14 protein-coding genes are annotated in these 11,855 nt (G+C 75.8%); 4 read left to right on the top strand and 10 right to left on the bottom strand.

Annotated features, from left to right (window positions below; genetic code table 11):
• The 7 genes from ABEA53_RS13890 to ABEA53_RS13860 are packed head-to-tail and all read right to left on the bottom strand — an operon-like array spanning window position 1 to window position 6,173.
• On the bottom strand, window positions 1–168 hold the full coding sequence (locus ABEA53_RS13890) for a hypothetical protein (RefSeq protein ID WP_345481859.1): 168 nt from the start codon (window positions 166–168) through the stop codon (window positions 1–3).
• Window positions 165–851, bottom strand: a complete 687-nt coding sequence (locus tag ABEA53_RS13885) for a glycosyltransferase family 2 protein (protein ID WP_345481858.1) — start codon at window positions 849–851, stop codon at window positions 165–167. Before ABEA53_RS13885 ends, ABEA53_RS13890 begins: the two co-directional genes overlap by 4 nt.
• Window positions 838–1,665 carry a polysaccharide pyruvyl transferase family protein gene (locus ABEA53_RS13880; protein WP_345481857.1) on the bottom strand — a complete coding sequence of 276 codons (828 nt, stop codon included), beginning with the start codon at window positions 1,663–1,665 and terminating at the stop codon, window positions 838–840. The genes ABEA53_RS13885 and ABEA53_RS13880 overlap by 14 nt, the downstream gene beginning before the upstream one ends.
• A complete protein-coding gene (locus tag ABEA53_RS13875) occupies window positions 1,662–3,131 on the bottom strand; it encodes a lipopolysaccharide biosynthesis protein (protein WP_345481856.1) in 1,470 nt (489 codons plus the stop codon). Before ABEA53_RS13875 ends, ABEA53_RS13880 begins: the two co-directional genes overlap by 4 nt.
• A complete protein-coding gene (locus ABEA53_RS13870; protein WP_345481855.1) occupies window positions 3,128–4,204 on the bottom strand; it encodes a hypothetical protein in 1,077 nt (358 codons plus the stop codon). The genes ABEA53_RS13875 and ABEA53_RS13870 overlap by 4 nt, the downstream gene beginning before the upstream one ends.
• Entirely contained in the window at window positions 4,201–5,304 is a 1,104-nt protein-coding gene (locus ABEA53_RS13865) for a glycosyltransferase (RefSeq protein ID WP_345481854.1), read from the bottom strand. Before ABEA53_RS13865 ends, ABEA53_RS13870 begins: the two co-directional genes overlap by 4 nt.
• Window positions 5,301–6,173 carry a glycosyltransferase family 2 protein gene (locus ABEA53_RS13860; RefSeq protein ID WP_345481853.1) on the bottom strand — a complete coding sequence of 291 codons (873 nt, stop codon included), beginning with the start codon at window positions 6,171–6,173 and terminating at the stop codon, window positions 5,301–5,303. Before ABEA53_RS13860 ends, ABEA53_RS13865 begins: the two co-directional genes overlap by 4 nt.
• 122 nt (window positions 6,174–6,295) lie before the next feature.
• Here ABEA53_RS13860 and ABEA53_RS13855 point away from each other — a divergent pair, with 122 nt between their 5' ends.
• Window positions 6,296–6,835 carry an acyltransferase gene (locus ABEA53_RS13855; protein WP_345481852.1) on the top strand — a complete coding sequence of 180 codons (540 nt, stop codon included), beginning with the start codon at window positions 6,296–6,298 and terminating at the stop codon, window positions 6,833–6,835.
• Window positions 6,836–6,858: 23 nt separating this feature from the next.
• Here the strand turns inward: ABEA53_RS13855 and ABEA53_RS13850 are convergent, their stop codons facing one another.
• Together ABEA53_RS13850 and ABEA53_RS13845 are read right to left on the bottom strand one after the other, a co-directional pair.
• Window positions 6,859–7,656: a WecB/TagA/CpsF family glycosyltransferase gene (locus ABEA53_RS13850; RefSeq protein WP_345481851.1), complete on the bottom strand. Its 798-nt coding sequence runs from the start codon at window positions 7,654–7,656 to the stop codon at window positions 6,859–6,861.
• A 205-nt stretch (window positions 7,657–7,861) separates the two neighbouring features.
• Complete coding sequence (locus tag ABEA53_RS13845) at window positions 7,862–8,089, bottom strand: hypothetical protein (RefSeq protein ID WP_345481850.1); 228 nt, start codon at window positions 8,087–8,089, stop codon at window positions 7,862–7,864.
• A gap of 141 nt (window positions 8,090–8,230) precedes the next feature.
• On the opposite strand from ABEA53_RS13845, the gene ABEA53_RS13840 reads away from it, so the two are divergent.
• The gene (locus ABEA53_RS13840; protein ID WP_345481849.1) at window positions 8,231–9,133 is read left to right on the top strand and encodes an FhaA domain-containing protein; all 903 of its coding nucleotides are present in this window, start codon (window positions 8,231–8,233) and stop codon (window positions 9,131–9,133) included.
• Between the two features lie 4 nt (window positions 9,134–9,137).
• Here ABEA53_RS13840 and ABEA53_RS13835 read toward each other — a convergent pair whose 3' ends face one another.
• On the bottom strand, window positions 9,138–9,380 hold the full coding sequence (locus tag ABEA53_RS13835) for a hypothetical protein (RefSeq protein ID WP_345481848.1): 243 nt from the start codon (window positions 9,378–9,380) through the stop codon (window positions 9,138–9,140).
• A gap of 267 nt (window positions 9,381–9,647) precedes the next feature.
• On the opposite strand from ABEA53_RS13835, the gene ABEA53_RS13830 reads away from it, so the two are divergent.
• On the top strand, window positions 9,648–11,606 hold the full coding sequence (locus ABEA53_RS13830; protein WP_345481847.1) for a carboxypeptidase-like regulatory domain-containing protein: 1,959 nt from the start codon (window positions 9,648–9,650) through the stop codon (window positions 11,604–11,606).
• Between the two features lie 51 nt (window positions 11,607–11,657).
• Window positions 11,658–11,852: a hypothetical protein gene (locus ABEA53_RS13825; protein WP_345481846.1), complete on the top strand. Its 195-nt coding sequence runs from the start codon at window positions 11,658–11,660 to the stop codon at window positions 11,850–11,852.
• Window positions 11,853–11,855: the final 3 nt, after the last annotated feature.

Below are 11,855 nucleotides of genomic sequence, written 5' to 3'. Positions count from 1 at the left end.
TCAGCGGGTCGACTCGTCGCGCTCCCACACGTGGGTGCGCCCGCGGGCGAGCTTGATGCGCGCCGACACCCGGCCCGCCGCGTACACGGCGGCGTAGACGACGAAGTCCGGCCAGAGCGCGGGGCGCCGGGCGACGCGGCCGAGCAGCCGTCGTTGCGCGCCGCTCATCGGGCGCCCTCCCGCAGCTCCGGGAACCGCTTCGCGAGCTGCAGCTCGCCCGCCATCGCGCGGCTGAGCCGGCGCACCTGCGCGCGGGCGGTGCGCGGGGCGTAGACCGTGAAAGGGGCGCCGGGGGAGACCCTCCGCTCGTGCGGCGCGAACAGCAGCCGCACGTAGAGGTCGTCCGAGATGATGTCGGGGAACGCGCCGAACCGGCGGCGGCCCGCCTCCGACAGCCCGTAGATCCCGGAGCCCGTGTGGTTCTCGAGCCGGTAGTCGGTGAGGGCCCACACGCGCTGGTACGCGCGGGCGAACGCGGAGGCGCCGGTCGCGTCGATGCGGACGGCCGGGCTCGCGACGAGCGGCTCCGGCCCCTCGAGCGCGGCGACCAGCCGCCGCACCGTGTCGGCGCCGACGGTCACGTCGGCGTCGAGGTAGATGCGCGGGAAGGTGCGCGCCGCAGCGTCCCCGGCGTTGAGCGCGGCGATCTTCGAGGCCTCCTCGACCTCGATCAGCCGGCACCAGGGCCGGGCGCGCGCGACGTCGGCGGTGTCGTCGGTGCAGCCGTTCGCGACCACGAGCACGTCGTGGTCGTCGGCGAGCGGGGCGATCCCGTCGAGCAGGCGGCCGAGGATCGTGCCCTCGTCGTGCGCGGGGATGATGATGCTGGCGCGCGGGTCACCAGAGGTCATGCGGGAACGCCTCCATCAGCTTCTCCAGGTCGGGGGCGAAGTCCCGTCGCCCGGCGCGGGGGTGCGCGAAGGCGGTCGGCAGGTCGGGGAACACCGGCAGCAGGTCGCCGCCGGAGCCGAGCGCGTAGTCCTCGTACTTGAGGTCCTGCTCGAGCCGTGCGGCGATGCGCACCGCCGGCACCCCGAACGCCTCCGCGATCACGAGCCCGTGCAGCGAGGAGGCGTAGACGGCGCGCGCCCGGGCGATGCGGCCGACGACCTGCCGCCAGGGCGAGCGCGGGTCGATCGTGCGCCGGTCGCGCGCCACGGCGGCGTGGTCGTGCAGGTTCGGCACGATCACGTAGTCGTCGCGTGCGGCCGCCGGACCGGGCGCCAGCTCGGGCATCAGGCGCGGCACGAGCAGGGCCGGGTCCCCGAACACCGACGGCACCGCGGCGCCGCGCTCGGCGAGGAACGCCGCCGTGCGCGGGCCGCGGACGGCGCGGACGTCGAGGCGCACGTCCTCGTACTGGTCGAGCGGGATCCGGCCGTTCACGCCGGATCCCCACACCACGTCGCCGTCGCGCGCGAAGTGGAGGATCGAGCCGACCGACAGGAGACGGGCCGCCTGCGGGCGGGCGGGCGCGTCGGCGCCGCCGTGGAGCACGCGCATGCGCCGCACGATCTCCGGCCCGAGCAGGTCGCCGAAGTTGCCGACCGGTGCGGTGAGGGGCAGCCGTCGCCCGACGCGGCCGCGGAAGCGCGGGCGGTGCGGGTTCCAGTGCAGCACGGCGACGGGGCCGGGCACCTCCGCGTCCACGAGCTCGTCGATCATGCGGAGCGCACCTTCCTGGTCAGGGTCAGCAGCAGCGCGAGGTCGCGCCGCACCGGTCGGGCCGCGGCGGAGGCGGCCGCCGCCACCGCGGCCCCGCCCAGGCCGAGCAGCAGCCCGACGGCGACGTCGATGCGATCGCCGAGCGTCGCGCCGAGCCAGGAGAGGGCGGCGACGGCGAGCACCGCGATGCTCGCGCGCAGGGCGGTGCCCGCGACCTCGCGCACGGCGACGCCGCTCCTGGGCAGGGCGAGGCAGGTGAGCAGCACGCAGTTCACGAGCAGGCCGAGGCTCGACGCCCACGCGATCGCGACGGGGCCAGCCCCGCTCGCGGCGAGGATCAGCACGACCGTCAGCACCCGCGACACGACGGAGAACCGCAGCTGCAGCGCGGTCTGCGCGCTCGCGAGGAAGTGCCAGTAGTAGGCGTAGCTGAGCGCCTGGAAGATCCCGCCGACGGCCAGCGCCGTGAGGATCGGCGCCGCGTCGCGCCACTGCGGCCCGAGCAGCAGGGCCACGACCGGCGCCGCGAGCCCCGCCGTCAGCGCGAACGCGGTGCCGAGCGTGTAGACGAGGTAGCGCTGGGCGTGGTTGAGGTAGCGCACGTAGGTGTCGTGGTCGGTCACTCGGGCGAGCATCGGCAGCGCGACCCGGGTCAGCGGCGCCGCGAGCTGCTGCACCGGCAGCCGGAACAGCTGCACGGCGCGGTTGTAGGTGCCGAGCACCGCGGGCCCGTTCGCGACGCCGACGACGACCGCGTCGACGTTCGAGCTGGCGTAGGTGAGCACCTGCAGCAGCAGGTTGTCGCGGCCGAAGCGGAGGAAGCCGGCCATGCCCGGGGTGCGCCGCGGCAGCCCGGGCGACCAGGAGGCGAGCACGACGAGCAGCACGAGCTGGGCCGCGACCACCGCGATCTGCTGCGCGACCAGGGCCTCGAAGCCCGCGCCGGCGAGCGCCAGCACGACCGCGGCCACCAGGCCGAGCGCGGGCGCGACGAGGTCGACGACCGCGAGCGCGGTGAACCGCAGCCGCCGGGTGGCCTCGGCGCGGAACTGCGCGGACAGGGCGCTGAGGAGGAAGGTGACGGCGAGGGCGCGGGCGATGCCGCCCACCTCCTCCACGCCGTAGAACGCCTGGATGAGCGGCGAGACCGCGAGCACGACCAGGGAGGTCGCGGCGCCGATGGCCGCGTTCAGCCAGAACAGGTTGGTGCGCTGCTGGTGGGTCGCCTCCGTCGCCTGGATCGCGGCGAGCGACAGCCCGAAGTCGCCGAGCAGCGCGGCCAGGCCGACCAGCGCGGTCACCATCGCGACCAGCCCGAAGTCGCCGGGGCTGAGCAGCCGGGACAGCACGACGACGGAGACGAGCTGCACGAGCACACGCCCGGCCTGACCTCCGACGGTGACCAGCCCGCCGCGCACCGCGACGGTGCCGACGCGCTCCGCCGCGACGGGTCCACCGCCGCTCACTGCGCCGGCTTCCCGTAGTCACGCTGGATCACCTGCAGGCTCGTCCACGGGAAGTTCTTCAGCACCGCGTAGTCGGGCACGCCGTTCAGCGCGGTCTTCCACGGGTCGACGCCGTCCACCTTGTCGACCGCCTCGGCGACGACGGAGACCGAGCCGGCCTTGTCGACGACCACGAAGCCGTACTGCTGCGCCGCCTTCGCGATCGCGAGCCCGGCGGGCGTCAGCTTCAGGGCGGTCAGGTCGAGCCCGGCGGGCAGCCGCAGGCGCGACCCCTCCGGCAGCGCCGCGGGGTTGGCGTCGAACCCGTCGCTGCGCTGCGCGGGCCAGCTGAAGACCGTGTCCACCGCCGGTGCGGGGATCGCGATGGAGATCGCATGGTCGATGCGACCGGCCTGGACCTCCGCGAGCCGGACCGCACCGCCGGCGTTCGGCAGCCCGGTCGCCGTGGCGCCGAAGCCGCCGAGGAAGTAGCCGGGGCTGGTCGAGACGCCGTCCATCCGTCCGCCCCAGCAGGCGGCCCAGCCGCCGTCGGCGGTGCGGACCGCCTTCCAGAACTCCCAGAGCTGGTCGGTCGCGGGGGAGTAGACGGACAGCTCCTGGTCCGTGCCGACGGCCGCGACCGCGCCGACCGGGATCGGCACGTCGTCGAACTGCCCGCCGTCGCCGCTGAGGCCGGAGGGCGTCGCCTTCTTGCCCTGGCAGTTGGTGAACCCGACGTCGAGTCTCGGCGTCGACGCGGTCGCCACGTAGAGGTGGCTGTTGTAGCTGTGCGCGTTGAACGCGGCGATGCCGTTGTAGCGGTCGGTGATCGTCGAGACGAGGTAGTCGACCATCGCCCGCGACGTGGGCGCGGTCGGCGCCGAGGCGATGCTCGCGCGCCAGAAGCTGCCGGCGCCGAAGGGGTTCGCGTCGGCGGTCGCCCCCTGCAGCGGCGCGCTCGTCGCCGGAGCGGCGGTCGGCGCCGCGGGCGCGGAGGAGGCGGAGGGCGCGGGTCCCTGCGCGGTGCAGGCGGCGCAGAGCGCCACGACCAGCACGGCGAGCGCGCCGGAGGCCGTTCGGGGGAACCGGGTCATGCGGGCTGCTCCTGGTGGTCGGGGCTGGGGACGAGGCCGAGCACGTCGCGGTAGGCCTGCACGGTCGCCTCGGCGATCGCCGGCCACGCGAACGCGTCGAGGTCGGGCCGGCCGGCTCGCCGCGCGTGCGCCACGCGCTTCGCCACGGCGAGCGCCTCGGCGGGGTCGCCGTCGAAGAGGTGCACCCAGTCGGCGCCGACCTGCCGCCGCAGCTCCCGGTTGATGGGGGAGTCCGCGACCACCACCGGGGTGTCGAGCGACAGCGCGAGCAGCAGCGCACCCGAGTTCAGGGCGCTGCGGGTGTCGTAGGGCAGCACGACGACGTCCGCCGCCGCGTGCCACAGCGGGATCTGCGCGCCGGGCACGCGCTCGAGCCGCAGCACCGCACCGCTCGGCGCGGCCGCCCGCGCGGCGTCCGCCAGGTGCTGGTCGCCCCGGACCTCGCCGACGACGAGCAGCCGCGCGTCCGGGTCGGCGTCGGCGGCGAAGGCGCGGAGCAGCGCGGGGACGTGCTTGTACGGCCGGATCTGGCCGAGCAGCAGGTACGAGCGGCGCGCGGGCGGCAGGTCGAGCGCCCGGTCGGCGGCCCGCCGGTCGCCCTGCTGCTCGACGGAGGCGCGGTAGGCGTCGCGGTAGGAGCCGTGCGGGACGACGCGCATCGGCCGTCGCGCGAGCACCGGGTACCGCTGCTGCAGCGCCGCGGCACCGGCGGGCGTCAGCGAGATCCACAGGTCGACCATGCGGCTGAACGCCGCGAAGTACAGCCGGTGCAGGAGGGGGCGGCGCAGCTCGTGCGGCTCCAGGTCGTGGCCGGTCCACACCAGCCGAGCGCCGCGGCTGCGCGCGATCGCCAGCCCCGCGAGCACCTTGACGACGTCGGCCACCGCACGGGGGCCGGAGTCCCAGCGCACCAGCGCCGCCGGCCAGTGCACGTGCACCACGCCGCGGGCGTCGAGCAGGCGCCGGCGGTCGAACGGCGTCACCTCCACCCCGAGGGCGGCCAGCCCCTGGTGCAGCAGATCGATGTAGGGGTTGCCGTCCGTGCCGCCGCCGGGGGAGGCGAGGACGCGGATCGGTCCGCCGTCGAGCCCGCGGCTCACGCGGCGTCCGGGGCGATGAAGCGGCGGGCGCGGCGCCGGTGCACCAGCGTCTGCTGCAGCACGGCGGCGGTGCGCGGGCCCATGCCCAGCCGACCGAGCCCCTGGAGGACCGCCCGGGCGTCGCCGCGGTGCTGGGCGTGGCGCAGGTCGTCCCAGGCGCGCTGCGTCTCGATGCTGCGCACGAGCGACGGCGTCATCCAGGGGCGGTCGGCGTAGCGGGCCCGCACCTGGTCGGCGCCCGCGGTGCTGCGCGCGCGCAACCCCGCCTCCTGGTACGCGTCCGGCACGGTGTAGACCGCGGTCGGGACCGGCAGGGCGAGCGCCGTGCCCGCCTCGAGCAGCTTCAGGAAGAGGTCGAGGTCCTGCGCGCGCGGCAGGTCGCCGAACCCGCCGACCGCGTCGATCGCGCTGCGGCGGGCGACGACCGTGCTGGTGCAGACGATGTTCTCCGGGAAGAACAGGGTCGACGGCGTCACGGACTGCGGTCGCCCCGACACGTTGCCGCGTCCGCGCCCGAACGAGTCGACCATCGGCGTGGTGACGAACGCGTGGTCGCCGAGCGCCGGCGCCACGGTCTCCAGGTGCTCCGGCAGCCACACGTCGTCCGAGTCGAGGAAGGCGATCCACGTCGTGTCCGCCTCGGCGATGCCGCTGTTCCTGGCCGCGCCGGAGCCGCGGGCCCGCTCGTGCCGCACCAGCGTGACGGGGTACTCCTCCGCCACGGCCGCGCTGCCGTCGGACGAGCCGTCGTCCACCACGACGATGCGCGCCGGCGGGCGGGTCTGCGCGAGCACCGAGCGCAGGGCGTCGTGCAGCGCGGCCTCCCGGTCGTGCACGGGGATCACCACGGTGACGTCGAGCTCGGTCATGCCCTGGGGTCCTTCCGGTGAGCGGATGCGGCTTCGGCGACGCGTCCCTCGAACGAGGGGCGCGCATTACGTAGTGCATTACGGTCGCTACTGACCGCACCACAGTTCGAAGGGGGCCTGCGATGGTTCGAACGAGTCGGGGGACGACCAGGTACGTCGCGGCGGCGCTCTACTGGGGCGTCGCGCGCCACCTGCCGTGGTCGCCGCGGCCGGGCGGCGCGCTGGCCCGTCGCATCCGCGCGGCGCTCGCGGCCCGGATGCTCGACGCGTGCGGCGCCGGTGTGAACGTCGAGCACGGCGCCTGGTTCGGCTCGGGTCGCGGCATCGAGCTCGGCGACCGATCGGACCTCGGCATGGACTGCCTGGTCATCGGCCCGCTGCGCGTGGGGCGCGACGTCATGATGGGCCCGCGCTGCACGATCCTCGCCAGCCGTCACGCGACCGGCCGCACGGACGTGCCGATGAACCAGCAGGGCTTCCTGCCCGACCGCGCCGTCGTGATCGAGGACGACGTCTGGGTCGGCGCGAACGTCACCGTGCTGCCCGGCCGGGTGATCGGCACCGGCAGCATCGTGGGCGCCGGCTCGGTCGTCACCCGGGACGTGCCGCCGTGGAGCGTCGTCGGCGGCAACCCCGCGCGCGTCCTCGGCACCCGCCGCTGACGCGGAGCGGGGGAGGCCCCGGCTCATCGGGCGACGACCTGCGCCGGCCGCGCGACGCGGCTGTGCAGCAGGGCGCGCCCGAACTGCCAGACGAAGAAGGGCAGCGCTGACGCGTACCGGCCGAACATCCGCTTCGGCTCGACCGCGATGCGGTAGGCCCACTCCAGCCCCGCGCGCTGCACCCAGGCGGGGCTGCGCTGCACCGCGCCGGCGAGGAAGTCGATCGTCGCGCCGACGCAGAGGACCACGCCGTGGTCGAGCTCCTGCAGCAGCTCGAGCGCCAGGCGCTCCTGCTTCGGCACGCCGACGCCGAGGAAGACGAGGTCGAGGTCCGCCGCCACGATCCGGCGGATCAGGTCGGCCCGTCGTGCGGGGTCGGACAGCTCGCCCGGCTCCGCCGGCTCGATCAGCCCGACGTCGAGGTCGGCGTTGCGCTGCTGCAGCCGCGCGGCCGCGCGCTCCGCGGAGTCGTCCCGACCGCCGATCAGCCCGACGCGGTACTCGCCGAGGCAGAGCAGCGGCGTGAGGTCGGACCCCGTCACGCGGCCCTGGCGGCGCCGATGCGCGAGCACGCGCAGCGCCGCGGCGATCGGCCAGCCGTCCGGGGTGGACATGCTCGCGGAGCGGTACGCCTCCGCGACCTCCGGCAGCCTGCTCGCCTGCCGGACCTGCGCGATGTTCGGGGTCAGCACCAGGTGCGGCCGCCCCGATCGCACGAAGTCGTCGATCTGCTGCACGGCGCCGCGGTAGTCCACGGCGTCGCAGCAGATGTCCCCGATGGCCACCCGGTCCGCGCCCTCGCCAGTCGATCCGTTCGTCATGTCCCCGCCTCCCGGCTTCCCCCGAACCCGACGGAGGCCGGATGACCGGACCGTCGGCCCCGCTCGGTCCCCTCCGAACGGGTGACACCACCTTCGCATACGTAGATGACATCGGGATTACGAAGTTACTGATTTCTTCGTGCGGATCGGCGGGTACGCCGAGGGCCGCCGTCCCTCAGGGGGGCGGCGGGACGAGGGGGCCGGGTCAGTCCGGCAGCGCGTTGTCGCGGTGGCAGCGCGGGCAGCGCAGCACGAGCCCGCGGACCGACTCGGGATCGATGCGCCGCGCGACGGGGAAGGCGCACGAGCCGCATCGCAGCGTCGTGCGGCCGCCGCCGGCGAGCACCGGGCGGATCCTCGAGTCCATCGAGGTGACGACCTTCGCGCCGTCCGCGAGCGGCCCGTCGAGGAGCCGCATCGTCAGCTTCGCCATGGCGTCCTCGATCGCTCCCGTGTGCGGCGGCCGGATCGGCGCCCGCTCCGCGACGGTAGCGGATCGGGTCCGTCGGCTCAGGGCCGCATCTCCGCCGCTCGGCCGATGCGCGCATAAGCGGGCGCTGCATACTCTGCGGCCATGGGGTGGCTCTGGCTCGGCCTGGCGCTCGGCCTGCTCGTGGGCGCGGGCGCCGTCGCGCTGGTCCTGCGCGCCGTCGGCGGGATCACGGGATCCGGCCTCCGCAGCGCGGGCCGGCTCGTCGTCGACGGACTGACGCCCGGGAGACGGCGGGAGGGGGTCGACGCCCAGCGCGCGCTCGCCCGCCGGCTGCAGCGCGTGTCGCAGCGCACCGCCTCCGGGCGCCGGGTCGCCGCCGAGGCGCTCACGGTGCACGTGAGCCCGGAGGACCACGACGCGATCGGGGCCGCCCTCGGCATCGACGTCGCCGAGCGCGACCTCGCGGAGTACTACCGCGACCTCACCGGCCGCGGCGGCTGGATCGTCGGCGCCGACCCGCAGGTGCGCATCGAGCGCGACATCAGCCTGCGCCCTCGGCAGGTCTTCGTGCGCTCGACCACCCGTGCCCCGGTGACGGCCGAGCCGCCACGCGCGCCGACCCGCCCTGCACCGGTCCGCCCGCCCGCGGCGGAGCGCCCCGACGAGGCCGTCACGGACGTGCTGCCGCGTGCGATGCTCGCCGACGCGGACGCGTCGACGACGGCGGTCTACCCGGCAACCGGTCTGCTCGGCGACCTGGTCGTCGTGCACGGCACCGACGTGCGCGCGGTCACGCCAGCGGAGGGCGTGCTCCGGATCGGCCGCGGTCGGCACAACGACCTGGTGCTCGACCGCCCGGGCGTCGGCCGCGACCACCTCGTGATCGAGGCGCGGGCCGACGGCTGGTGGGCGGTGCCGGGCACCTCACCGGGCGGGACGCTGCTCGACGGCGCACCGCTCGAGGCACCGGCGCCGATCGCCGGCGGCGCCAGCGTGGAGCTCGGGCGCGGGGTGCGCCTGCGGCTGACGGTCGACCCCGCGTGAGCGGTCAGCCGTTGCGCGGCCGGATGATCGGGACGGCGCCGGTCACGGCCTTCAGCGTGCGGGCGCCCATCACGGGGATCTGCCCGGTCATCAGCTGCACGGTGCGGCCGAGCACCGTCCTCGCGGGGCGCCGGGCCCTGGGGCGCCGCTGCTCGGCGACGCGGACGGCGCGGCCCATGGCCAGCGCGACGAGCACGGCGAGCAGGGCCCAGCCGGCCACGATGCCGACGACGAGCGCGATCCACATGCTCCATGTGTATCGGAGCGGGGCCCCCGTCCGGGGGTGCGACACGACCGCGTGTCCGCCCGGTCGGCGTGTCCGCCTCGGCGCTCCCGTCGTGGCGCCCGCGTCGAGCGACGGACCGGCGATGCCCACGCGGCCGCGGACCGCGATCGTCTCCTCGCGACCCGGGGTCCTGCCGCCCATCGCCGGGCCGGCACGCGACGGCCGCCTCGCGGGCTGCTTGACTGCTTCCCGACGCGCTCCGGGGGCGGCGCGGCGGACGGGGGCACGATGAGCGAGGTCGCGGCACGCGTCGCGCGACCACGGCGCGGTCGGGGCTTCGACCTGCTCGCCATGCTCGCGATCGGCGTCGTCATCGTCGCGGCCGCCCTGCTGCCCGCCGTCACGGCGAACTCCGGCGAGACCGTCACCGTGCGCGGCGACGTCACGCTGAACGGCAAGCCCCTCCCGTTCTTCCCCGTCGGGTTCTGGACCACCGCCGGGAAGCCCGTCAACCCGACCCGGACCGACGCGAACGGCGGCTTCACCTTCGACGTGCCCGCGACCGTCGACGGCTACGCCTACGCCGGCACGACGCCCGACTCGCAGCACACGATCCTCGACATCGACGGCGAGCACGTGGTCCGCGGCATCGTCAGCTCGGAGCCCGCCGGCTCGCCGGCGTCGCCGCTGTACCAGGGGCGGCCCACCGCGACCGGACGCAGCCTCGCGAACGGCGCGGAGCAGGTCCACTTCCGGCTGCAGCGGGCGGGCCGCATCGGCGGGACGAGCCCGGTGAAGGCCGACCGCCTGCGGGCCGTCCAGATCCGGCGCGCCGACAACTCCGTGGTCGAGACCCTGCGGCTCGACTCCCGGTCGCGCTTCCGCTCCCGGCTCCTCACGCCGGGGCAGTACGGCGTCGTGCTCGTGCCGAGGTCGCCCGGCCTGCCCACGGTCGCCGACGCGGTCGTGCGCGGCGGGGCGACGACGACGGTGACCCTGCCGACGCCGGAGCCGGGGGCCACGGTGCTCGGCACGGCTCGTGCGACGTCGGGCGCCGTCGGCGAGGGCGTGCCCGTGCTGCTCGAGCGGCAGGGCGAGGTCCTCGCCTCCACCCGGACCTCGGCGAGCGGGGACTGGTCCTTCGCAGGCGTGGCCGCGGGGGACTACTCGGTCGAGGTCGGCCGCTTCGACCTGCCCGACGCCGGCTCCGCATCCGCCTCGGCCGTGGAGGTGCCGATCCCCGGGGCGACCAGCACGCCGACCCCGGGTCCGACGACCCCGACCGCGACCGCCTCCGCGACCCCCTCGACGCCGGCAGGGGTCGCGCTCGAACCGGTCGAGCGCACCGCGGACTCGGTGCTGCCGCAGACCTTCACGGCGACCGTGCCGCAGGTGCTCGGCGAGGTCAGCGTCTCCACCGAGGTGCAGGAGGCGGGCCGCATCACCGGCGTCGTCTCCCGCCCGTCGCCCATCACCGGCACGGATGCGGCACCGGTCCGGGTGGTGGTCGAGGAGGCGGCGACGGGCCGCGTCGTCCGCACCGCGAGCGCCGGCGCCGACGGCCGCTACGACGTCGCGGGGCTCGTCCCCGGCACCCGCTACCGGATCTGGGCGGTCACGCAGCCCGACGACGCCACGCTCGCCGAGATGGGCAGCACGACGGCGACGGCGCAGACGACCGCCGCGGTCGCCGACGTCGCGGTCGACGAGCCGGCCCTGACGCTGAGCGGCACGGTCTCCGGCGCGAGCGGCGGCCGCGTGACGGTCGGCGACTCGGCGCTGCTGCAGCGCTCCGGCAGCATCGACTCCTCCGGCGCCTACGCCGTGCAGGGGCTGGTGCCGGGCGCCTACCCGGTGGTGGTCGGTGCGACCGACCGGACCGCGTCCTCCCCGGTCGGGGTCGTCGTGAGCGCCGACCAGCCGCTGCTCGACCTCCAGCCCGGACCTCGGCCCGCCGTGTTCAAGGGCTGGTTCATCTCGAGCGGCGCAGGGGTGCCCGCCATCACCGGCAGCGCGGTCGACGCGGAGGGGGACGAGGTGCGCTTCGGTCCGAGGACGTCGGGCGGCAGGGTCGAGATCGACGGCCTCCGGCCCGGCACCTACGAGTACGACGCGGACTCCTTCCGCGGCACCGCGCCCGCGCTGGACGGCCCCTGGTACTTCGCGCCGCCGACCGGCAGCTTCAGCCTCAGCGACGGCGCCACCACGGACGTGGGCCCGATCGTGCTGCACCTCTTCTCCCACTAGTCGCACCGTGTGCGAAGGAGTCGTTCAGGCAGGCGTGCCTGACTAGCACACGTGTTCACCGTCGCACTCGTCGCACTCGTCGTCCTCGGCATCGCCGCCGTCTGGGCCCTCGCCGCGGTCGCCGTCGCGTTCCTCGCGGGCGGCGTCATCCACGCCCGCGACCACGAGGACGCGCCGTACGGCGGGTTCGGGATGCAGCGGGTGACGGCGCCCGCCGCGACGGCTCCGGTGCGCGTCCGCCGCTGACGC

It is taken from the genome of Amnibacterium soli (assembly GCF_039544415.1).
Lineage (GTDB): Bacteria > Actinomycetota > Actinomycetes > Actinomycetales > Microbacteriaceae > Amnibacterium > Amnibacterium soli.
The sequence above is the reverse complement of the archived record's forward strand: the minus strand, read 5'-3'. Positions and strand labels throughout refer to the sequence as shown.

Coding starts and splice junctions, on each gene's coding strand:
- ABEA53_RS13890 (WP_345481859.1), bottom strand. CDS start 168: ATGAGCGGCGCGCAACGACGGCTGCTCGGCCGCGTCGCCCGGCGCCCC.
- ABEA53_RS13885 (WP_345481858.1), bottom strand. CDS start 851: ATGACCTCTGGTGACCCGCGCGCCAGCATCATCATCCCCGCGCACGAC.
- ABEA53_RS13880 (WP_345481857.1), bottom strand. CDS start 1,665: ATGATCGACGAGCTCGTGGACGCGGAGGTGCCCGGCCCCGTCGCCGTG.
- ABEA53_RS13870 (WP_345481855.1), bottom strand. CDS start 4,204: ATGACCCGGTTCCCCCGAACGGCCTCCGGCGCGCTCGCCGTGCTGGTC.
- ABEA53_RS13860 (WP_345481853.1), bottom strand. CDS start 6,173: ATGACCGAGCTCGACGTCACCGTGGTGATCCCCGTGCACGACCGGGAG.
- ABEA53_RS13855 (WP_345481852.1), top strand. CDS start 6,296: ATGGTTCGAACGAGTCGGGGGACGACCAGGTACGTCGCGGCGGCGCTC.
- ABEA53_RS13850 (WP_345481851.1), bottom strand. CDS start 7,656: ATGACGAACGGATCGACTGGCGAGGGCGCGGACCGGGTGGCCATCGGG.
- ABEA53_RS13845 (WP_345481850.1), bottom strand. CDS start 8,089: ATGGCGAAGCTGACGATGCGGCTCCTCGACGGGCCGCTCGCGGACGGC.
- ABEA53_RS13840 (WP_345481849.1), top strand. CDS start 8,231: ATGGGGTGGCTCTGGCTCGGCCTGGCGCTCGGCCTGCTCGTGGGCGCG.
- ABEA53_RS13835 (WP_345481848.1), bottom strand. CDS start 9,380: ATGTGGATCGCGCTCGTCGTCGGCATCGTGGCCGGCTGGGCCCTGCTC.
- ABEA53_RS13830 (WP_345481847.1), top strand. CDS start 9,648: ATGAGCGAGGTCGCGGCACGCGTCGCGCGACCACGGCGCGGTCGGGGC.